At 56.9% G+C, this 18,487-nt stretch carries 21 protein-coding genes; 11 read left to right on the top strand and 10 right to left on the bottom strand.

Features of this window, described 5'->3' with window-relative positions; translation table 11 throughout:
- Positions 1 to 7: 7 nt before the first annotated feature.
- The 5 genes from dhaM to BLU70_RS09740 form a co-directional block, all read right to left on the bottom strand.
- Positions 8 to 406: a dihydroxyacetone kinase phosphoryl donor subunit DhaM gene (dhaM, locus tag BLU70_RS09760; RefSeq protein WP_074693335.1), complete on the bottom strand. Its 399-nt coding sequence runs from the start codon at positions 404 to 406 to the stop codon at positions 8 to 10.
- On the bottom strand, positions 385 to 1,035 hold the full coding sequence (gene dhaL / locus BLU70_RS09755; protein WP_074693334.1) for a dihydroxyacetone kinase subunit DhaL: 651 nt from the start codon (positions 1,033 to 1,035) through the stop codon (positions 385 to 387). The genes dhaM and dhaL overlap by 22 nt, the downstream gene beginning before the upstream one ends.
- 17 nt (positions 1,036 to 1,052) lie before the next feature.
- Positions 1,053 to 2,042 (bottom strand): dihydroxyacetone kinase subunit DhaK, encoded by a 990-nt coding sequence (gene dhaK / locus BLU70_RS09750; RefSeq protein WP_006445948.1) that lies wholly within the window; start codon positions 2,040 to 2,042, stop codon positions 1,053 to 1,055.
- 233 nt (positions 2,043 to 2,275) lie between these two features.
- Positions 2,276 to 3,523, bottom strand: a complete 1,248-nt coding sequence (locus BLU70_RS09745; protein ID WP_074693367.1) for an aminopeptidase P family protein — start codon at positions 3,521 to 3,523, stop codon at positions 2,276 to 2,278.
- Between the two features lie 32 nt (positions 3,524 to 3,555).
- A complete protein-coding gene (locus tag BLU70_RS09740) occupies positions 3,556 to 3,963 on the bottom strand; it encodes a methylglyoxal synthase (protein ID WP_040288670.1) in 408 nt (135 codons plus the stop codon).
- A 121-nt stretch (positions 3,964 to 4,084) separates the two neighbouring features.
- Here BLU70_RS09740 and moaA point away from each other — a divergent pair, with 121 nt between their 5' ends.
- The 4 genes from moaA to BLU70_RS09720 all read left to right on the top strand — a co-directional run bounded on the left by moaA (position 4,085) and on the right by BLU70_RS09720 (position 7,084).
- On the top strand, positions 4,085 to 5,119 hold the full coding sequence (gene moaA / locus BLU70_RS09735) for a GTP 3',8-cyclase MoaA (protein ID WP_074693333.1): 1,035 nt from the start codon (positions 4,085 to 4,087) through the stop codon (positions 5,117 to 5,119).
- A gap of 56 nt (positions 5,120 to 5,175) precedes the next feature.
- The gene (locus BLU70_RS09730) at positions 5,176 to 5,385 is read left to right on the top strand and encodes a hypothetical protein (protein WP_006445944.1); all 210 of its coding nucleotides are present in this window, start codon (positions 5,176 to 5,178) and stop codon (positions 5,383 to 5,385) included.
- A gap of 142 nt (positions 5,386 to 5,527) precedes the next feature.
- Positions 5,528 to 5,962 carry a hypothetical protein gene (locus BLU70_RS09725; RefSeq protein ID WP_040288667.1) on the top strand — a complete coding sequence of 145 codons (435 nt, stop codon included), beginning with the start codon at positions 5,528 to 5,530 and terminating at the stop codon, positions 5,960 to 5,962.
- Positions 5,963 to 6,223: 261 nt separating this feature from the next.
- Positions 6,224 to 7,084 (top strand): hypothetical protein, encoded by an 861-nt coding sequence (locus tag BLU70_RS09720; protein WP_074693332.1) that lies wholly within the window; start codon positions 6,224 to 6,226, stop codon positions 7,082 to 7,084.
- Between the two features lie 240 nt (positions 7,085 to 7,324).
- Here BLU70_RS09720 and BLU70_RS14765 read toward each other — a convergent pair whose 3' ends face one another.
- On the bottom strand, positions 7,325 to 8,128 hold the full coding sequence (locus tag BLU70_RS14765; protein ID WP_074693331.1) for a hypothetical protein: 804 nt from the start codon (positions 8,126 to 8,128) through the stop codon (positions 7,325 to 7,327).
- A 155-nt stretch (positions 8,129 to 8,283) separates the two neighbouring features.
- On the opposite strand from BLU70_RS14765, the gene BLU70_RS09710 reads away from it, so the two are divergent.
- Positions 8,284 to 8,526, top strand: a complete 243-nt coding sequence (locus BLU70_RS09710) for a hypothetical protein (RefSeq protein WP_040288664.1) — start codon at positions 8,284 to 8,286, stop codon at positions 8,524 to 8,526.
- Positions 8,527 to 8,613: 87 nt separating this feature from the next.
- Here the strand turns inward: BLU70_RS09710 and BLU70_RS09705 are convergent, their stop codons facing one another.
- Together BLU70_RS09705 and BLU70_RS09700 are read right to left on the bottom strand one after the other, a co-directional pair.
- Complete coding sequence (locus BLU70_RS09705) at positions 8,614 to 9,804, bottom strand: pyridoxal phosphate-dependent aminotransferase (protein ID WP_074693330.1); 1,191 nt, start codon at positions 9,802 to 9,804, stop codon at positions 8,614 to 8,616.
- Positions 9,805 to 9,864: 60 nt separating this feature from the next.
- Positions 9,865 to 11,913 carry a transglycosylase domain-containing protein gene (locus tag BLU70_RS09700; protein WP_244885169.1) on the bottom strand — a complete coding sequence of 683 codons (2,049 nt, stop codon included), beginning with the start codon at positions 11,911 to 11,913 and terminating at the stop codon, positions 9,865 to 9,867.
- Between the two features lie 150 nt (positions 11,914 to 12,063).
- Here BLU70_RS09700 and speE point away from each other — a divergent pair, with 150 nt between their 5' ends.
- The 3 genes from speE to BLU70_RS09685 are packed head-to-tail and all read left to right on the top strand — an operon-like array spanning position 12,064 to position 14,246.
- Positions 12,064 to 12,897 (top strand): polyamine aminopropyltransferase, encoded by an 834-nt coding sequence (gene speE, locus BLU70_RS09695; protein WP_006445937.1) that lies wholly within the window; start codon positions 12,064 to 12,066, stop codon positions 12,895 to 12,897.
- Complete coding sequence (gene speB, locus BLU70_RS09690) at positions 12,894 to 13,781, top strand: agmatinase (protein WP_006445936.1); 888 nt, start codon at positions 12,894 to 12,896, stop codon at positions 13,779 to 13,781. The genes speE and speB overlap by 4 nt, the downstream gene beginning before the upstream one ends.
- 54 nt (positions 13,782 to 13,835) lie before the next feature.
- Positions 13,836 to 14,246 (top strand): DUF1934 family protein, encoded by a 411-nt coding sequence (locus tag BLU70_RS09685; protein WP_176780877.1) that lies wholly within the window; start codon positions 13,836 to 13,838, stop codon positions 14,244 to 14,246.
- Between the two features lie 17 nt (positions 14,247 to 14,263).
- Here the strand turns inward: BLU70_RS09685 and BLU70_RS09680 are convergent, their stop codons facing one another.
- Entirely contained in the window at positions 14,264 to 15,115 is an 852-nt protein-coding gene (locus tag BLU70_RS09680) for a glycosyltransferase family 2 protein (RefSeq protein ID WP_074693328.1), read from the bottom strand.
- A gap of 62 nt (positions 15,116 to 15,177) precedes the next feature.
- Here BLU70_RS09680 and pxpB point away from each other — a divergent pair, with 62 nt between their 5' ends.
- From pxpB to BLU70_RS14385, 3 genes are read left to right on the top strand one after another with little or no spacing between them, the layout of a single operon-like run.
- Entirely contained in the window at positions 15,178 to 15,906 is a 729-nt protein-coding gene (pxpB, locus tag BLU70_RS09675) for a 5-oxoprolinase subunit PxpB (protein ID WP_244885168.1), read from the top strand.
- Entirely contained in the window at positions 15,881 to 16,918 is a 1,038-nt protein-coding gene (locus tag BLU70_RS09670; RefSeq protein ID WP_074693327.1) for a 5-oxoprolinase subunit C family protein, read from the top strand. The genes pxpB and BLU70_RS09670 overlap by 26 nt, the downstream gene beginning before the upstream one ends.
- A gap of 22 nt (positions 16,919 to 16,940) precedes the next feature.
- Complete coding sequence (locus BLU70_RS14385; RefSeq protein WP_244885167.1) at positions 16,941 to 17,051, top strand: LamB/YcsF family protein; 111 nt, start codon at positions 16,941 to 16,943, stop codon at positions 17,049 to 17,051.
- Between the two features lie 107 nt (positions 17,052 to 17,158).
- Here the strand turns inward: BLU70_RS14385 and BLU70_RS09660 are convergent, their stop codons facing one another.
- Complete coding sequence (locus tag BLU70_RS09660) at positions 17,159 to 18,361, bottom strand: transposase (protein ID WP_074691304.1); 1,203 nt, start codon at positions 18,359 to 18,361, stop codon at positions 17,159 to 17,161.
- Between the last annotated feature and the right edge of the window lie 126 nt (positions 18,362 to 18,487).

Here is an 18,487-nt window from a genome sequence, read left to right as displayed (position 1 = left end):
TCGCGGCTCAGCCCAGCCTTTTCTGCATGATTCGCGCTGTTTCGGCTTGCTGCATCACGTCATCGAGCGGCAACTGGCTTCTGGCTGCGACCGCGGCGGCGACGGCTCCTTCGACGAGTGGAGCATCGACGATGCGCGTACGTTCGGCGACAGATGGAGGTACCAATTCCAACGCCATCTCCGCGTTCATTGCGGCGCTTCCGAGATCGAAAAAGACGAGGATGTCATGGGTGTTAGGGCACTGTTGCAACGCGGCCATGATGGCCGTCGCGTCGGTGCCAAGTTCGTCCCCGAGGCCCGCTGCCTCGTGAATATCGACTCCAGGCGCCACCTGGCGCAATAGCTTCACGAGTCCTTCCCCGAGCTGCTTGCTGTGTGACACAATTACCAGGCTGACGTTTGCCATGAGGTTTTCGTCACACCTCCTACGGTGGCATCGGCCAATTCTTCGAAGAATACGGCACTCGAGATACTTCCGGGGTCGCACGTACCCACACTCCGCTCACCCAAGTACGCGGCGCGGCCCTTTGTGGCTGGAATGTCGCGCGAGGCCAGGGCGGCTTTTGTTGCACGTGCAACTGCCGCGCGCATGCCGTACTCGTCAGGTTGTGCCGCGAGTGCCTCGGACGCAGGCGTCCATACGTCCAGCAATGTCTTTTCGCCGACTTCGGCCTTGCCGCGCGCTCGCAGGCCTTCACAGGCATTGGCGACGCCTGTAGCCACCTGCCCAAAGTCGACATTCGTGCAATCCTTCCAGCTTTGTGCGAACCGCATAAATGCTGTCGCGTAGAGCGGTCCCGACGCGCCGCCGACGCTTGCGAGCAAAGCCATCGCGACAGCCTGACAAAGCGCACCAAGGTCCGCAAACGTTTCGCCTGTGATGCGATCCGCCGCTGTGCGGAACCCGCGGGCCATGTTCGTGCCGTGATCGCCATCGCCGATGCGGTTATCGAGATCGTCCAAAACGGTACAAAGTTCTGCGAGACGGGCGGCATAAGCCTGAATGAACGCCTGCAAAGTCTCCAACGTCAGCATCTGTGTCACCTCCTTCGTCAGCTCTGCCGATAGGCTGGCGTGTCGGCTGGGGCATCCAGAAGACTCATCAACTCGTCGTCCAGTTTGAGCAGCGAGATGGAGAACCCGGCCATCTCGAGAGACGTCATATATTCCCCAACCAACGCCTTGTGTACTGCGATATTGCGGGCTCTTAGGCGCTCAGCCACGCGACGATACGCGATGTAGAGTTCACTTTGCGGCGTCGCGCCGAGGCCATTGAGCATGACGGCGACCTCATCCCCATCCACCACGCCACTGTGTGCGAGAATGCGATCCAGCAACGTGTCGACGATCTCGTCGGCAAGACGCAGGTTTTCGCGATGTGTCCCTGGCTCGCCGTGAATGCCAATGCCAATTTCCACTTCATCTTCGCCGAGGACGAAACTGGGTTTGCCGCTCGCGGGCACGGTGCACGGCGACAGGGCCATGCCCATGCTGTGTACGTTTGCAATCACCTTCTCGGCAATCCGTTTCACTGTCGCCAGATCCATTCCCGCTTCCGCCGCCGCACCGGCTATCTTGTGCACGAAGACCGTTCCCGCGATGCCGCGTTGGCCGACCGTATAGGTGCTGTTTTCGACAGCGACGTCGTCGGCGACGATGACTTTTTCGATCGCGATACCTTCCATGCTCGCCAAATCAGCCGCCATTTCAAAGTTCATGACGTCGCCTGTGTAGTTCTTGATGACAAGTAGCACGCCTTGTCCTTGATCCACCGCGCGGATGGCCGAAAGCACCTGATCCGGCGTCGGAGATGTGAAGACAGAGCCGGAGACAGCCGCGTCGAGCATGCCCACACCGACATAGCCTGCGTGTGCGGGCTCATGGCCGCTGCCACCGCCACTGACCAACGCCACCTTGGCCTTTGGATGTGCGCGGACAATCACCTGTGTGCCAGCTATGCGTTTGAGTTCAGGATGAGCCGCGACGATGCCCTCCAGCATCTGATCGACGTATTGATCCGGCTGGTTCATCAGTTTCTTCATAAGGCGAGCCTCCCTCGGCAACGTTCATCGCGATGGGTACAACAATGGCCACAGAGCATCCGCCCCCAATTTGATAAGGCGAAGCAGTGTGGCCATTCCCGTGCTCAAGCCATACACGAATGAACTTGTTTGGATGCGCTTTCATGACTATCTCAAGTCTAAACTGGCGCGCTAGAAGATGCAACCCATAGGACAAAGGGACATGAGGTGGGCGGAACCCACCCCATGCAACCTTAGCGGTTCGCCATCAGCCGTTCGATATCATCCACGCTCTTCGGGATATCCTCTGATAAATTGATATATCCTTCCGCTGTCACCACGACGTCGTCTTCGATGCGGATACCAATGCCTTCTTCTGCGACATACAAGCCTGGTTCGACCGTGATGATATCGCCCGGCTGCAACGGCCATTTGGGCGATCCGACGTCATGCGTGTCGAGGCCAAGGCGGTGACTGACGCTATGGTAGTAATAGCGAGAAACCTCGCTGTCCTCTTGAATGAGGCCAATGGCCTTCAGTTCCCGTGCGTATGTAATCTTCGTCACATCATTGAGTTCAGCGAGTGTAATCCCCGGTCGGATGGCAGCAAAGGTCGCCTCCATCGCCTTTAACACGATTTCGTATAACTGGCGTTGGCGGTCGGTGAATTTCCCGGTAATCGGGAATGTTCGCGTGATGTCCGCCGAATAACCGCCGACGGCCGCACCGAGATCGCAAAGCACCAAGTCACCTTCCGCAATGGTCTGGTCGTTGGTCACATAGTGCAATACCGTTGCGCGTTCGCCACCTGCGATGATGCTTGGGAACGCGTGCTCGCGCACTCCTTGCGAACGCAGAGCATAATCGAAATGCGCCTCTAACTCATATTCTTTCATACCCGGTTTGGCATGCTGCATCATGCGCAGAATGCCGTCTTTTGTAATGCGCAAAGCTTCGCGAATCTGGGCAATCTCGCTTTCATCCTTCACGCTGCGCAACCGACAGATGAGGGGATAGGGGTTGCGAATCGGCACCGCCGGGTATTTGTCGCGGAACGCGCGGGCAAAGCGGTGTGCCGGCGTCTCCGTCTGCGCCCAGTTGTCTTGTTCGACATCCAGATAAAGTTCCTCGTATTCTCCCGTGCGCAGAAGTCTGCCGAGTGTCCCTTCAAACTGGGCGACGTCCTGAATCGTCTCGATGCCGGAAATGGATCTTGCTTGATCGTCGGATAAGCGCTTTCCTGTCCACTTTTCTTCGGTAGGTGAGACGTGCTCGGTAAAGAGCAGGGTTTGTTCCTGCCCGTCCAATTTTGCTAGCAACAGGATGGAGTGCTCCTGCGCAATGCCACTCAAATACAAAAAATTGCGATTGACGTGAAACGGACTATATGGGTGATCTCCTGACATGTAAGGCGCTTGACCGGCAAATAGCAGGGCGAACGACCGCTCGGGCAAAAGTTCGAATAGCCGCCGGCGGCGCTCAACATAGGCCTGCGATTCTATCATGGTTTTTCACTCCTTTTTCGCGATTGGATTCAGCGGTCGGTTTCAGGGCCGCGCGGCTTGAAATCAACCAGTCCCTGTTCCATCGCACGCACCAATGCCTCTGCGGTCGCCAGGTTCGTTGCCACTGGCACGTTATGTACGTCGCAGATGCGCAGGAGGGCCGTAATGTCGGGATCGTGTGGCTGGGCGGTGAGTGGATCGCGCAAGAAGATGACGAGATCCATCTCGTCGTTCGCAATCATCGCGCCAATTTGTTGGTCGCCGCCATACGGACCGGATTGAAAGCGGTGGACGGGCAGTCCTGTTGCCTCATGAATGCGACGTCCCGTGGTTCCGGTTGCAAAGAGATTGACGTTCTTCAAAATGTTTTGGTACGCGATGGCCAAGTTTACAATGTCGTCTTTCTTGTTGTCATGCGCTATCAATGCTACGTTCATCGTCTTGCCTCCTCGGCGATGCTTCACGCTATCAGTGTACCGCAAACAGCACATTGGGGGAATGATGGAGGATTGCGTATTGCGTGGTACACTAATGGCGATAGGAATGGGGGATTGGCCGATGGCTGACACGAGGGAAGATCAGCACAAGTTGCTTGATGCACTGTCACGTCCCTTGCGCGATCTGCGGATTTCCTTGACGGATCGCTGCAATTTTCGCTGCCCCTACTGCATGCCAATCGATCAGTTTGGTCCCAACCACCCATTTCTCCAGCGCGATGAGTTGCTAACGACGCAAGAACTGGCACGCACTGCGCGCCTTCTCGTGGAACTTGGCGTCGAGAAGATTCGACTGACTGGCGGGGAGCCGTTGTTGCGAAAAGAGATTGTCGACATCGTGGGCGCCATTCGGGAGATCAAAGGCGTTCAAGATATCGCGCTGACGACAAATGGGAGTTTACTGACACCGGCCCGTGCAAAGGCCTTGGCTGATGCAGGTTTGCACAGGGTGACCGTGAGCCTGGATGCACTTCAACCGCACATTTTTGCGCGTATGAATGGTGTAGGTTTTCCCGTCCAACGCGTTCTCAAAGCCGTTGACGCGGCCCTTGCCGCAGGTTTGACACCAGTGAAGGTCAACGTGGTCGTTCGCCGTGGATGGAATGAGTCGGAAGTTGTACCCATCGCAGAGCGCTTTCGCGGCACAGGCGTAATCGTGCGATTTATTGAATACATGGATGTCGGTACAAGCAATGGGTGGCGCTTAGAAGATGTGGTGCCAGCGGAGGAAATCCTGCGTGCAATTGGCGAGGTTCATCCGCTGGAGGCCGTGCCGCCGCGCGTGCCCGGCGAGGTGGCGACGCGCTACCGATATCTCGATGGCATGGGCGAGATCGGCGTCATTCACTCGGTCAGTCATCCGTTTTGCGGGGGTTGCACCCGCCTGCGCCTGACGGCGGACGGCGAACTGTACACCTGTCTGTTCGCCACCAGTGGGAAGCCACTTCGGCCGTTATTGCGATCCGGCGCTTCCGACGACGAGGTGCGGGAGTTTCTTGCCGACCTGTGGCGCCGACGCCGCGATGCATACTCCGCTCTGCGCACGCAGGAGACGAAGCGGATGGGCAAAGTCGAAATGTCTCGCGTAGGTGGCTGAAGATCCTGTATAAACGAGGATGTGGACGATTGCACTCGCGATGGAGGGACTCTGCAATGAAGGCGGTTCAACGTGCAGTACGGACGTTTGTGTTGGCGTTCGTAGGACTTAGCTTACTGATGATTGTAGGCTTCATGCTTGTCCTTGCGGCGTCGAGCAAAGGCGTTCTCGCTTGTGCCGGTGGGGCCTTGATGGTGCTCGCGATGGTTCTCGCCGCGGCAGTCGATATTCGGCTGCGTAGTCCGCATGTGCGCAAGGTGCCATAACGGCATCCAAACTTGGTTCGCCAGCTAATGGAAGTCGTTGATTTTTGTCGCTTTCGGGCGTTTCGCTGAGACATCCTGCGGCCTTTCAACATACGTTGAGGAGAGGCTCCGCTAGGAGCGAAACGGAGAAGGAGGATGCGACATGGCGGCTTCATCAAATAAACGAAACCGCAAAGGCTCATCGCGGCCTAAGCGGCAGACTGCGGCTCCTGCGTCGCCGGCGCCGGAAGCGCAGCAAGTGGCGGCGGCTCCGTCGGGATCGCTGGACACGTTGAAAAACAACCTCGCTGGCAAGCGCAAAGCGATTTTTCAAATTCTCGACGACGTCAAAAAGGTGACGCCAGATCAATGGCGTGACCCGAATCAGGTCGAGTCGCTGGCGAAAAATTTCGCAGATAAACTTGGCTTGCCGGTTCCCGAACAACGCATTAAGCAATTCGTCAAGGCATATTCAGATGCCACGAAGAACGGACCCAACGCAAGCGTCGACGAGATTGTCAAGAAGTATGGCAAGAATGTCGACGATAAGACGCTCAAGGAAATCAAGAAGTTCGTTCCGAAAAATACAAAGGACTGAACGCAAACCGCCCGGGGAAGTAGCCCCGGGCGGTTTGCGTATCTTCGTCAGCGTTCGCGAGTTCGATTTGCGCGGAATGGCGGAATGCTTGGGCAGGTCCATTTGTCTAGCTAGAGGCTTCAGTGTCCGATGCGCATAGGAGATGTTAAATCGCCGTCATGGTGGATTGACAAAACGTTCAAAGTTGTTGAGGGAAACGGCTTGTAGCGGCATGACTTGCGGAGAGAAAATCAAAGTAAGGTGGCGAGGAGGGGGAAGTCTATGGTTTCACGTCGTGCGGTGCAGTTCATTTTGGGAAGCATCTGGTTCCTTGACGGGGTGTTTCAACTGAAACCGCAGATGTTCAGTCCATCCTTCGTTCAACAAGTCATTTTACCCACAGCCGAAGGTCAGCCCTGTTGGATTTCAACCTTGGTGAATTGGGGTGCCCACCTTGTGACTGGGCACATTGTTGTATGGGACACGCTGTTTGCACTCGTGCAATTGGCACTGGGCGTCGCCATGATGTTGAATTACTGGCTGAAGCCAGCCATCATTGCGTCAGTGATTTGGAGTAGCATCGTGTGGGTATTTGGCGAAGGCGTTGGACAGATATTTACCGGCCAAACGTTGCTTTTGTCAGGTGCACCGGGAGCGGTTTTCATCTACGCATTGATTGGTATATCCATTTGGCCGACAGACGACGGTTATTCGCGTCAGTGGCGGGCCGGAAGCATCCGTTTTGCGCAAATCTCACTGGCGATTTTAATGATTGCCGGCTTTGTTATGCAGTTGCAGCCGAGCTTTTTAACACCAACCGGCTTGACGCAGATGATTGCAACGCCTTGGCTGGCAGGGGCCATCGGCAAAGCAGGAGCCATTGTATCAGTTGTGCTAGGGCTTATTGAACTGACCCTAGGGAGCATGCTGCTCTTCAAATACAGAACTCGGCTCGCTGCCTCGCTCTCAATCATCTTATCCATTCTATTCTGGTGGTTCGGTCAATCATTCGGGCAAATTTTCGAGCCATTGGCGACTGACTTTAACTCAGGGTTGTTGATGGCGTTGTTGGGTGTTTGTGCGAGTCCTCATTTCGCGCCATGGTCGGTTGGGCGTCAGATGATGCGGCAGAGGACACTGTAACAACTGGGCCGCTGATGCATGCACAGCTCTCTTTGCACAATGGCGTCCTAAATCGAAACCTGCTGGTCCGGTGCGTGCGGTTGGCTCTTCGGGCCAAACCTTCGGGCCAAACGCTGACTATCGTCAGCCAAGGCATCCCATGAAGGATCTTTGTTCCTTAGTCCAGTAACACAAAAATAGCTGCCTGCCATAGAAGCAAGGACAGCTAATTTCCCCGGCAAATCGTATTGTTTCACGCGCCTATTCGCCCTCAGGCTGTGGCCTTTGCTGCCCGTTTCCGGGGGGCAGGGGCGGTGGCGTGTAGGGCTGTGCAGGACCGTACACCGGCGCCTGATAACCTCCGGGCGGTGCGTAGGCGTTTGGATAGCCAGGTGCCGCATTCTGTTGTGGATACATAGGTGCAGGCGGCAGTGTCTGGTACGGCTGTGCTCCCGCATACATCTGCGCAGGTTGCTGTGGTGGCTGTTGCTGCGGCTGCGCTTGAACAGGCTGCTGATTCGCCTTTGTCGCTTGGTTGCTTTCATTGTCGTTCGATCCGCCCAGCAAACCGGCGCCCAGTGGAGACGCCATCAAGGCCGCTAAAATGCTGGTGAAATCCTCGGTGGTCAAATTTTTGCCACGGTGTTTAAGCAGTTTATCGAGAACGCCGCTCTCTTTGAGCGTGCCCGTAGTGACATAGACCGTATCAAGCATTTTGTCCGCCTGTTGCAAATAGTTCAGCCAATTCTTCACCATATTCCGCAGATTGCCCACCGTTTTTAAGGTGTCCTGCATGTTTTTCGGCGACAGCAACTGCGAGAGTGAGGGCGACTTTTTGCTCGGGGTAGCGACGGACGACGATCCGCCTTGGCTTGTTCGTTGTTGTGTTTTACGAGGACCACTGCTTCGCCCCTTTGAACCTGCGGCCGAACGCGGACCTCTGCTTTTGGTCAGCACCGCGTCAGGAAGCCGCAGAGCAGGCCCCGGCGCCGATTGCCCGCGTTCAGGCCTCGTCGCCGACTTTCGCGTTTGTGTCGTTTTCCCCGCAGGGCGTTTCGAATTCATCGGGGTACACCTCGCTTCCCCTTCGATGCTCCTACATCGTATGGCGGTCGCCATGACTCTGTGCCAGCAGACTGGCGTCCATCGCACGTGCATAGCCCATGCCTTGGCGCACAGACTACGGACGAAGTGTGCAGTGGGGAAAGGAGCTGGCCTGATTGACATATCGCAGAGACCTATATGCAAAGTACGGCGGCGTTCATTTTGTACAATTGGCGCCGGGGCAGGATATCAACAAATTTGTCAGATCGCTTCCAGAGGCAAAGCGCGACAGTTTGTTCGAAGTTCTGCATGAGCTTGACCAAGCTGGGCTGATTGCCATTCAAAATGATCATCAAATTCTTGATCACGAAGGAGAAATTCACCCTGCAGAGCCGGGGTCATCGAGCGAGCCAAGATGAGTTTGCCCGACCAGTAACCGCATTCCTCATCAATACGCAAAAAGCCGCCCGTTGGGCGGCTCATGCATATTGGAAGACGAAAGTCGCTCAGCGCGTCAACTTTTGATGGAAGGCTCGCATCCGGTCGATGGCTTCGACGACATCGCCGTCGGCGACGGCGTAGGAAAAGCGCACGTAACCCGGGGCGCCGAACGCTTCGCCAGGTACGCTGGCCACGAGTGCATGTTCAAGGAGCAACTCGCAATAATCACTACTCGATTCGATGGTTTGACCATCGTATTTCGAGCCGAACACACCCGTGACATCCGGGAAGGCATAGAAGGCACCTTCTGGCATCAGACAACGGATGCCATCTAGGCTGTTGAGGCCGGAGACCAAGGTGTCGCGCCGACGTCGAAAGACTTCGACGACGCTCGGATCGAAATGTTTGAGCGCTTCCAGCCCGGCGTACTGTGACATCGTCGCTGGACTGCCAGTCGAATGACTTTGAAAGCTGGCGATGGCCTTCGCAACATCAGCTGGAGCCGCGACGTAACCAAGCCGCCAACCCGTCATTGCAAACGCCTTGGAGAAGCCGTTGACCACGAGTACGCGGTCGTGCAAGTCTGGGCAAACGGCCGCCAGACTGACCTGTTTGACGCCGTAAACCAGGCGTTCGTAAATCTCGTCAAGGACGATATACACGTCATGTTGGCGCAACACTTCGCCGAGCGCCGCCAATTCTTCTTCGTGATAAACAGCGCCCGTTGGATTGGACGGCGAGTTGAGGAGAACGGCTTTCGTCCTAGTTGTAATGGCCTTCTCCAAGGCTTCTGCGGTCATTTTGAAGCCCGCTTGTGCACCGCACTGCACAATGACCGGCTTGCCGCCAGCGACGCTGATCTGTTCGGGATATGACGTCCAATATGGCGCGGGTAAAACCACTTCGTCGCCTTCGTCGAGAATGCTTGCGAAGATGTTGTAAAGCGTGTGTTTCGCGCCGTTGGAGACAATGATTTGCTCAGGTGCGTACGATAGGCCATTTTCCGTCGCTAGTTTTTGCGCAATCGCTTTGCGCAGTGCGATGGTACCGGCTGCTTCGGTATAGCGGGTTTGGCCATTGACGATGGCGCGGACACCGGCAAACGCCGCAGGCACGGGCGTATCGAAGTCGGGTTCGCCGACACTCATGTTGATAACCGGCTGCCCTTTCGCCAGCAATTGCTTGGTCTTGCTGTCGACGGCCATCGTCGCCGAAGGTCGAATATTTCGTACTCGCGCGGACAAACGTTGTTCCACAAGACACGCCCCCTACATGTGTTGCCGCCATTGTAGCACACAATTTCGGCTCCGGCGCGCTTAGAACAACTTGCGCAACCAACCAAACAAACCAGACTTGGGCTTTGTCTGCTGCGGCGTCGAAGGACTGTGCAACGGGCATGGCTCGGTCGGTTCCGTACCTGGGCGGAAGTAGTCGGTTTCTGCGACCCGGCATTCTGGCGTCGCCACGCCGCCCGACAGCGGATCGATCCGCACAGCTTTCAAATCGGCAGGTGCCGTAAACCAACCGCCGGGCATGTGCGCTTGCGCGGTCCCCATGAACTTCCCCCAAATCGGCGCTGCCAAATGCGATTCAGGCACCGACAACGGGCGGTTCGAGTCATATCCTACCCACACGGCGCAGACGAGGTTTGGCGTATAGCCTACCATCCAGGCGTCGGTGTCGGTGGTACCTGTCTTGGCGGCCGCCGGCGCGTGTAAGTACGGCCGCGCTCCATAGCCCGTCCCCGCGTCACCCAATACGCTTTGCATTAGATCGGACATCTGAAACGCCACATCCGAAGACAGAACGCGTTCGCTTGGTGCGTCGACCACCGTCCGGCCTTCCGGCGTGTCGATCTCGTCGACAACGTGCGGGCTCACCCGCAATCCTCCGTTGGCCAATGCCGCATACGCACCTGCCATCTCGACGGGCGATACAGGGAAAACGCCCAGAGCCAGCGATGGGTACGGCTTCATCTGATCGGAGATGCCCAAGCGGTGTGCCATCTCGACGACGTTTTGCGGGCCGATGGCGAGATTGGTGTGCACAGCGTACACGTTGTCGGATCGCGCAATGGCTTCGCGCAATGTCAAAGGCCTTCCGGCGTACACGTCTGCATAGTCGTGCACCGTGTACCTGTCGGCGGGCGACGTTCCATAGACAAAGGTCGTCAATTTGCTGTCGACTTGCTTGGCCGGCGTCCAGCCGTGTTCTAGTGCCGCGCTGTAGACGACCGCCTTAAAAGTCGATCCCGGTTGCCGTGGCGCCAACGCCCGGTTAAACGGACTCGTCCGGAAATCGCGTCCGCCCACCAGGGCGCGAATCGCGCCAGTCTTCGGATCCATCGCGACGAGTGCAGCCTGAATGCCGCTCTGTGACGGCAGTGTAGACGCAATGGCGCGCTCGGCTGCTCGTTGCAAAAGAGGATCGAGCGTCGTTTTAATGCGCACCGCACCCGCATCGAGATCCGCGTCGCTTAAATGGGCGACGCGTTTGGCTTCGCGGACGGCGAGATCGGTGAAATACGGCGCCGTGACGACCGGTGTGTGATGCACGGCGACGTGGATCGGCTCGGCTGCGGCCGCCTGCGCCTGTGCCTGCGTCAAGTAACCCGTGGCAACCATCCGTTCGAGCACCACGCGTTGGCGCTGTTTGGCGCGCTCGAAGTGATCGATGGGTGAGTAGATGGACGGGCCTTTTGGCAGCCCGGCGAGCATGGCGCACTCCGCGAGATCGAGATCCTGGACAGGTTTGTTGAAATACAGCTTCGCTGCCGCCTGTACGCCGTATGCGCCGTGGCCGTAATACACGACGTTCAGGTAGCGGCCCAAAATCCAATCTTTTGATTTGTGCAATTCGAGCTGGATGGCAAACAAGGCTTCGCGAAGTTTGCGCGATAGCGTTCGATCCTGTGACAGATACAGGTTTTTGGCAAGTTGTTGGGTGATTGTCGATCCGCCTTCAACCACGCCGCCGTGACGTAGGTTAACGATCAGTGCACGGGCGGTCGATTTGAGGCTGATGGCGTGATCGTGGTAGAAATTTTGATCTTCGACGGCGATAGTTGCGGCGATGAGTGGTTCTGGGATCTTCGCCAGTGGAACGTTCTGCGGCGCTTCACCCGTTGTCGTCCAGTTTGCAATCCGCGTGCCGTCGGCGCTCTCAATTTCTGTAGGCATCGCACTGCCGCCCGCGGGCAAAGGCATCAGCCGCAACCCAAGCAAAAGCAAGGACATGCCGCCAAAGCCGATGCCAAGCGGGATAAAGAAGGCCGACAGCAAAATCCGCGCCGTCGACTTGCGGCGGCGGAACACTTTAGTTGCCTCGCGCTTGTCCGCCGCGAACGAAGGCCAGGATCGGTCCATGCTGCCACCTCCGGTTACAGGAAAGAATTCCGTTTCCAGGTATTGTACATCATGGGCAGGAATACTATTCCATATTTCTGCGATCGCGCTCGCTCGTTTACCAAACCTGTGAGTTTGGTATAATACCGTCGCGAGAAAGGGTGGATACATATGGCGCAATCGAATTTGTGGTTTACAGAGCTTCAAAATGAAAATCTTTCGATTGGTTTGCGGATAGAAAAGACGATTCATAGCGAGCGCACCGAATTTCAGCAGCTCGACGTGTATCAAACGGCTCAGTACGGCAAGCTGCTGGTGCTCGATGGCTGTGTGATGACGACCGATAAAGACGAGTTCGTCTACCACGAGATGCTGGCGCACGTACCCTTGCACACGCACCCGAATCCGAAAAGCGTATTGGTCGTGGGCGGGGGTGACGGCGGCATTATTCGCGAGGTCATCAAGCATCCATCTGTCGAGCGGGCGGTGCTTGCCGAGATCGATGGCCGTGTCATCGAGGCATCTAAGACCTATTTTCCGCAAATCGCCGCTGGCTTGTCGGATCCGCGCGTCGACGTACAGGTGGTCGACGGCATTCGTTACGTGGAGGAGCATCCTGGTGAATTCGACGTCATCCTCATTGACTCCACCGATCCGGTCGGGCCTGCGGTAGGCTTGTTCAGCAAGTCGTTTTATGAGTCCGTACATACGGCCTTAAAACCAGATGGCTTGATGGCAGCGCAGACGGAATCGCCGTTTGTCAACCAGGAGCTGATTCGCCGGGTTTACGGTGACGTCGCGCGCACGTTCCCCATTGCCAAGTTGTATGTGGCGTTTGTACCGACCTATCCAACAGGCATGTGGAGCTTCACGATGGGCAGCAAGGTGCATCGCCCTGAGGACGTCAAGGCCGTTCGCGTCGAGGATACCAAGTACTATAATCTCGGCATTCATCACGCGGCACTCGCATTGCCGAACTTTGTGAAGGAGCTTGTCGGCGAATGAGCTTTCCATTTGATGTGAAGCAACCGTTTTTGCCTGCGTACAGTGGCAATGTCTTCATAGGTGCCACCCATGATTTCGATGAAGCACAAGCTGTGATTTATGGCATGCCGATGGATTGGACGGTGTCGTTTCGCAGTGGTGCGCGGCTTGGTCCAGCGCGCATTCGTGAAGTCAGCCTGGGCCTTGAGGAATACAGCCCGTATCTTGATCGGGACTTAAGCGATATCCGCTATTTTGACGCGGGGGATGTCCCGTTGCCATTTGGCAACCCACAAGCGAGCATCGAGCGCATTTATGCATACGTCAAGGCGCTGTACGAGGCGGACAAGCTGCCCATCGGCCTAGGCGGCGAGCACCTCGTCTCGTGGGGAGCCATTCAAGCTGCCATCGAGCGGTATCCCGACTTGCGCGTCATTCATATCGACGCGCACACAGACTTGCGCGATCACTACGAAGGCGAGCCTTTTTCGCACGCGACCGTGATCAAGAAAGTTTGCGACGCCATCGGGCCGGATCGCGTTTACCAGTTCGGTATTCGCAGCGGTACCAGGGAAGAGTTTGCTTGGGCGCGGGAAAATACGCATTTTGCGCCATTCGAGTTGGCCGCGCCTCTGCGTTCTGTGCTGCCTGAACTCCATGGCAAGCCAGTGTACGTGACATGGGACATCGACGTGTTCGATCCCGCGACGGCCCCTGGCACAGGCACCGCAGAGCACGGTGGAATCTTCGCGCCCGAAGGTTTTCGTGCCATTCAATACATGAAGTCGCTCAACGTCGTTGGTTTTGATCTCGTCGAGGTCGCGCCACAGATCGATCCCACCGAGCAGACGCAGATTCTCGCCGCCAAGCTGATTCGCGAGGCCTTGCTCGCGTTTGTGCCCTGATGGCCGATGTTTTGGTTAGCTGACCGCGAGGATGCGGCAAAGTGGGATTGTACCGTGACGTGGCATCGCCAAACCGATGCCAAGGCGCAGGGGGAGAGCGGCGCGGAGCACGCGGTGGTCGAAGCGGCCGTCTGGTACCAGCGCCGGGGTGTGCACTTCTTGCACTGGCAGGAGCCCGCAGACGCGGTCGCATCCATCACCTTGCGCATTGAGCCCAACTGCGTCACCTGGATGCGCCGTGGTGCCGTCGATTGGACACACACGTTTCGTGCCGGAGACATCGCGGCATCGCGGATGGCCGTCGGCCACGGCGCCCTCGCCGTCGAGACGTGTACACAGCGCCTCGCGGTCGACATCTCCCCTGTTGGCGGTGCCATTGAGCTTGCCTATCGCATGCGCATGGCAGGGCAGGGCGAACAGCCGGAACGCATCGAGCTCACGATCCGCTGGGAGCGGCACAGTTGATCCGCTCCCACGGTCGCTTACGATCTGCGACGCGGGTGCAACGTTTTGACATCCAACCAACCCTCCGGATGTTCCTCCCATTCAATCTCGTATTCGTCTCCCCATTCGCGCATCATGCGCTCATACATTTGGCGCTTAATGGCCTGAAACCGCGCGCGATCACTTGGGTGCGTCATGTTATGGGCGTGCTGGCGGATGTTGTACAACTCCTGCTCGACATACGCGAACCGACCATGGGCAATCAGTTTGAGCAACAGCAGTTTATCTTCCAGGTAGCGGCCATGGCCCGCGGGATCGTTCTCAAAGCCGCCTACGGCGCGCACAGCCTCGGTGCGCAAAAAGCGCGGTACGAGATTCGGCCCATAACAGAAAAACTCGTACTTATCCGCAAACGCGCGCCCCTTTTGCACGCGATCCCGGTGTAGGCTGCCGTCTTCCGCCTGAACCCAATACACACCATCTGCACAGACGAGTGAGACGTCATCGTCTGCTTGTTCCATCTTGTTTAGGCAGCGGGAAATGGCGTCTGGAGAAAACCAATCATCGCTGTCGAGAATGACAAAATAGGGCGTCTTCACACGTTCTAAGCCTGCTTGTAAGGCGTTTCCAAGTCCTCGGTTTTCCGACAGCGCCAAAACCTCTATCCGCTCGTCCCTCTGGGCAAAGCGTGTTGCCACGGCGCGTGTATCGTCCGTCGACCCGTCGTCGATCACGATGCATCGCCAGCGCCCTTCTGTCTGCGCTTGAACACTTGTCACTGCCGTCGGCAACAAATCCGCCCGGTTATACGCCGGAATCAGCACTGTCACGCGCGGTGAGCCGCCATCCACTGTGCCGCCATTGGCGATGTTTCTTTGCATCTGCGACATCGTTCTCCACCCTTCTGCGATTTGAATTCGCTAGAATGAGTGTAAACGATGGAGACAGGGGCGTGCCGCCGGTGACAGAAACATGGAGCATCGAGCGCTCGTGGATGGGAGATACCGCCTTGCTGCTTCGCCTGCCAGAGTCCTTTTCAAATGCATCCATCCAGGCTGCGGCAGTCTTGTTGACCATAGACCAGATCTTGCGAAAGCATCTTGCACAGGTGCCCGGTGTGCGCGATTGCGTGCTCGCCTACCGATCGCTCGCCATTTATTTCGATCCAGATGAAATCTCGCCCGATACATTACGCGCCCGTGTGGACGCCGCGCTGGAGGGCGCCACCGCAGCCAGTACAAACGTAGAAAGGCCAGATGCCATCACCATCCCCGTGTGCTATGGCGGATCGTTCGGCCCGGATTTGGAGGAAGTCGCGCGCCATGCCAAGCTTGCACCCGACGAAGTCGTTCGTCTGCACACGGCGGGATCGTACGACGTGGCGATGATTGGCTTTGCGCCAGGGTTTCCATATTTGACAGGGCTTGATCCACGCATTGCCGCCCCGCGCAAGCCGACGCCGCGAGCACGGGTCGAAGCGGGATCCGTCGGCATTGCCGGGAGGCAGACGGGCATCTACTCGTTTGCGACGCCTGGGGGATGGCAAATTATCGGCCGCACGCCAGTGCCCTTGTTCAATCCGGCGCGCTGGCCGCCGACATGGTTGGAGCCGGGCATGCGCGTGACGTTTCGGGCCATCGACGAGGAGGAATACGATGGGATCCGTCGGGCGTACACATGAGGAGCGGCCGCTGGCTGAGGCAAGCGTGGCACAGCCAGGGCTGTATACCACGGTACAAGACGAAGGTCGCGTTGGTTTCATGCGCTATGGCGTACCCCTGGGCGGTGCGCTCGACGCGACGTCTGCCGCGTTGGCAAACGCATTAGTGGGCAACGCGCCGGATGCGGCCGTGATCGAATGCACAGCAGTGGGACCGGAGATCGATTTCCCGGAGAGTGCCGTCGTTGCGGTATGCGGCGGAGCGTTTGCGCTGTTTGCCGCAGATGGCACGCCTTTGCCGACCGCGCGGCCGATTTGGCTGTGTTCGGGCAGCAGGTTGCGCATAGGCGCGGCTGCACGCGGTTACCGCGCGTATCTGGCGGTAAACGGTGGCTGGCAGACAGAGAAGATACTAGGCAGCCGCAGTACGCTAGCCCGCTATGGCATCGGCAAGCCGCTTTCGGCGTGCGACCGGCTTGTCTATCGGCCTGTCGCTCGCAATCGGCCAGATGGTCCCTGGCGAGCGGTGACTACGGATGCCTATGTCGCGAAATGGTTCGCGGGAGCCTGGGCGCAGGAGCAGGATGGGGACGATCCCGTTTGGCTGCGTGCGGTTGCCGGCGAGCAGGCAAGCGCGTTTTCGTCTGCGGCCAAAGAGACCTTCTGGAGTGCGCCCTTTCGCGTGGATGCTAAGTCTGATCGCATGGGCGTGCGCTTGCTTGGACAAACCATCGCAGTGCCTGCCGGCGAGATGACGTCCGAACCCGTGTTGCCGGGAGCGGTGCAGGTGCCCTCTTCTGGGGAGCCCATCGTCTTATTGCGAGAGTGCCAAACCGTAGGCGGCTACCCCAAAATTGCGACCGTCATCAGTGTCGATCTCGACCGTTTAGCGCAAGTTCGGCCAGGTGCGCAACTGCGGTTTAGCCAGATTTCGTTTGGCGACGCCATCACACTCTATCGCCGTCACCGTCGCATGCTGCGCGCCTGGCTGGGACAAATACGCGCGCATGCTGCGGCCTTGATCGAGGCGTGAAAAGAAAGCGAGGGAAGGAGCTTTGCTTACGGTCGATTTAAATGCCGATCTCGGCGAAAGTTATGGCATTTACGCCTTAGGTGCGGACGAACAGTTGCTTCCGAGCGTTTTGCAGAATGGCGTTTTTGGTTGAAGTGAAAAAAGAATCAGCATCGCAGTACAGCTAAAGCGCCTTACATATAGTGGATATCGGTCGGTCATTTCTGTGTAAATTCCACAAGTTATCTCATGGTGCGTTTTTTACGCGGTCTTCTGTTGTCCTTTGATTCCGTTCACGGCAAGCGCGGACGCGAGCATTACAATTGCATTGAGAACCATGTGCGTCTTTACTTTTTGGATCCCTCTCACATGGACATCATTCGCCGTCAAGTGGGTTTTGAGCCTTGCGTTGCAACGCTCGACTGCAGTGCGCTCGTTGTACAGCAGCTTCCAGTTTTGCGTGCCCCGATGAGGAGCGCAGTAACGCCGTACATCGTCCGTAATCCGCTTTTTGACTACCATGCCATAGTTGGACTGTGAACAAGCCGCTGTACCAAGCGGGCAGTCCACTTTCCCAACCGCGTGAGGGCAGCGGAACTTCAGTCGATCACCGTCAGCACCCCAATACACCATGTCGTATCCCATTGTGCAACGCGGTGTCCCGTCCGATGCCATGCCTTCCGGTGGTTCCTTTTCGCCGCGCTTGTTCATTGCAATAATCGCCTGTGCACCATAATCACGAACAGCTTCGTAGTTTTTCACTTGGTCATACCCAGCATCCATCATGACGAAATCGACTTTCCAACCGTGCGCCTTCACGACGTGTTCCAGCAATGGCGCGGCCATCTCCCCGTCGTAGACGTTTGAAGGTGTGACCTCTAAAGCGACCGGCAGCTCACTCGCGGTATCGACAGCCAGGTGGATTTTGTACCCGAACCAAGCGAGTTTGTTACCGAAGGTATCGTATTTTGCACCCCAGTTGGCATTGCCGGTTTGTTGGCTCCTGGACTTGGGTTGCTTTTTCTCGTACGACTTCACACCGGCACTGTCCACAGCCAAATGGCGTCCGTCAATGATGTTCGCTTCTTTGCATTGACTGACCAGGTCAATGAAGAGCTTCTCTGCGAGATTCATCTCTACGATGGCCGCAAACACGCGACTCAGGGTGGAGACCGACGGGGCGGCTTCGTCTATTCTGAAACCGCACTGGTAACGAAACCGAATGTCTCTCGCTAACCGTTCATGAAGCCTTGTGAACGTTGAAATCCCCTCAAGTGGAGCAGCCAAAAGTGCGCGTAGAATGGCTTCACGGTTAATGGGCTTCGCACCTTGGGGTGACTGTTTCCTCAACTTCGAAGTATAAGGCTGCAAGTTCAATACACCGAAAAATAGCGGTAATCGGTCACTGGACTCAATTTCTAGCCAGTCTTCAAAGGAAAATAGCGATGGCTGGAGAAGATACAAGTGGGACTTCCCTCCTCGAAGATTCGGGTTTGGTCACTTGAAATCTTCTCGAAGGTTGGGGTGAAGTCCTTTTTCATGTCTTCACACCCCTTGTCCTACAAGGCCTTATAAATCTGCAAAACGCTC

Source organism: Alicyclobacillus hesperidum, from assembly GCF_900107035.1.
Classification (GTDB): domain Bacteria; phylum Bacillota; class Bacilli; order Alicyclobacillales; family Alicyclobacillaceae; genus Alicyclobacillus; species Alicyclobacillus hesperidum.
The sequence above is the reverse complement of the archived record's forward strand: the minus strand, read 5'-3'. Positions and strand labels throughout refer to the sequence as shown.

What these genes read in the sequence shown, in the direction of transcription:
- BLU70_RS09680 (WP_074693328.1), bottom strand. Translation starts at nt 15,115, where the DNA reads ATGTCGCAGATGCAAAGAAACATCGCCAATGGCGGCACAGTGGATGGC.
- BLU70_RS09670 (WP_074693327.1), top strand. Translation starts at nt 15,881, where the DNA reads ATGGGATCCGTCGGGCGTACACATGAGGAGCGGCCGCTGGCTGAGGCA.
- BLU70_RS09725 (WP_040288667.1), top strand. Translation starts at nt 5,528, where the DNA reads ATGGCGGCTTCATCAAATAAACGAAACCGCAAAGGCTCATCGCGGCCT.
- BLU70_RS09700 (WP_244885169.1), bottom strand. Translation starts at nt 11,913, where the DNA reads ATGGACCGATCCTGGCCTTCGTTCGCGGCGGACAAGCGCGAGGCAACT.
- moaA (WP_074693333.1), top strand. Translation starts at nt 4,085, where the DNA reads ATGGCTGACACGAGGGAAGATCAGCACAAGTTGCTTGATGCACTGTCA.
- speB (WP_006445936.1), top strand. Translation starts at nt 12,894, where the DNA reads ATGAGCTTTCCATTTGATGTGAAGCAACCGTTTTTGCCTGCGTACAGT.
- BLU70_RS14765 (WP_074693331.1), bottom strand. Translation starts at nt 8,128, where the DNA reads ATGAATTCGAAACGCCCTGCGGGGAAAACGACACAAACGCGAAAGTCG.
- speE (WP_006445937.1), top strand. Translation starts at nt 12,064, where the DNA reads ATGGCGCAATCGAATTTGTGGTTTACAGAGCTTCAAAATGAAAATCTT.
- BLU70_RS09730 (WP_006445944.1), top strand. Translation starts at nt 5,176, where the DNA reads ATGAAGGCGGTTCAACGTGCAGTACGGACGTTTGTGTTGGCGTTCGTA.
- dhaK (WP_006445948.1), bottom strand. Translation starts at nt 2,042, where the DNA reads ATGAAGAAACTGATGAACCAGCCGGATCAATACGTCGATCAGATGCTG.
- dhaM (WP_074693335.1), bottom strand. Translation starts at nt 406, where the DNA reads ATGGCAAACGTCAGCCTGGTAATTGTGTCACACAGCAAGCAGCTCGGG.
- BLU70_RS09740 (WP_040288670.1), bottom strand. Translation starts at nt 3,963, where the DNA reads ATGAACGTAGCATTGATAGCGCATGACAACAAGAAAGACGACATTGTA.
- dhaL (WP_074693334.1), bottom strand. Translation starts at nt 1,035, where the DNA reads ATGCTGACGTTGGAGACTTTGCAGGCGTTCATTCAGGCTTATGCCGCC.
- BLU70_RS09720 (WP_074693332.1), top strand. Translation starts at nt 6,224, where the DNA reads ATGGTTTCACGTCGTGCGGTGCAGTTCATTTTGGGAAGCATCTGGTTC.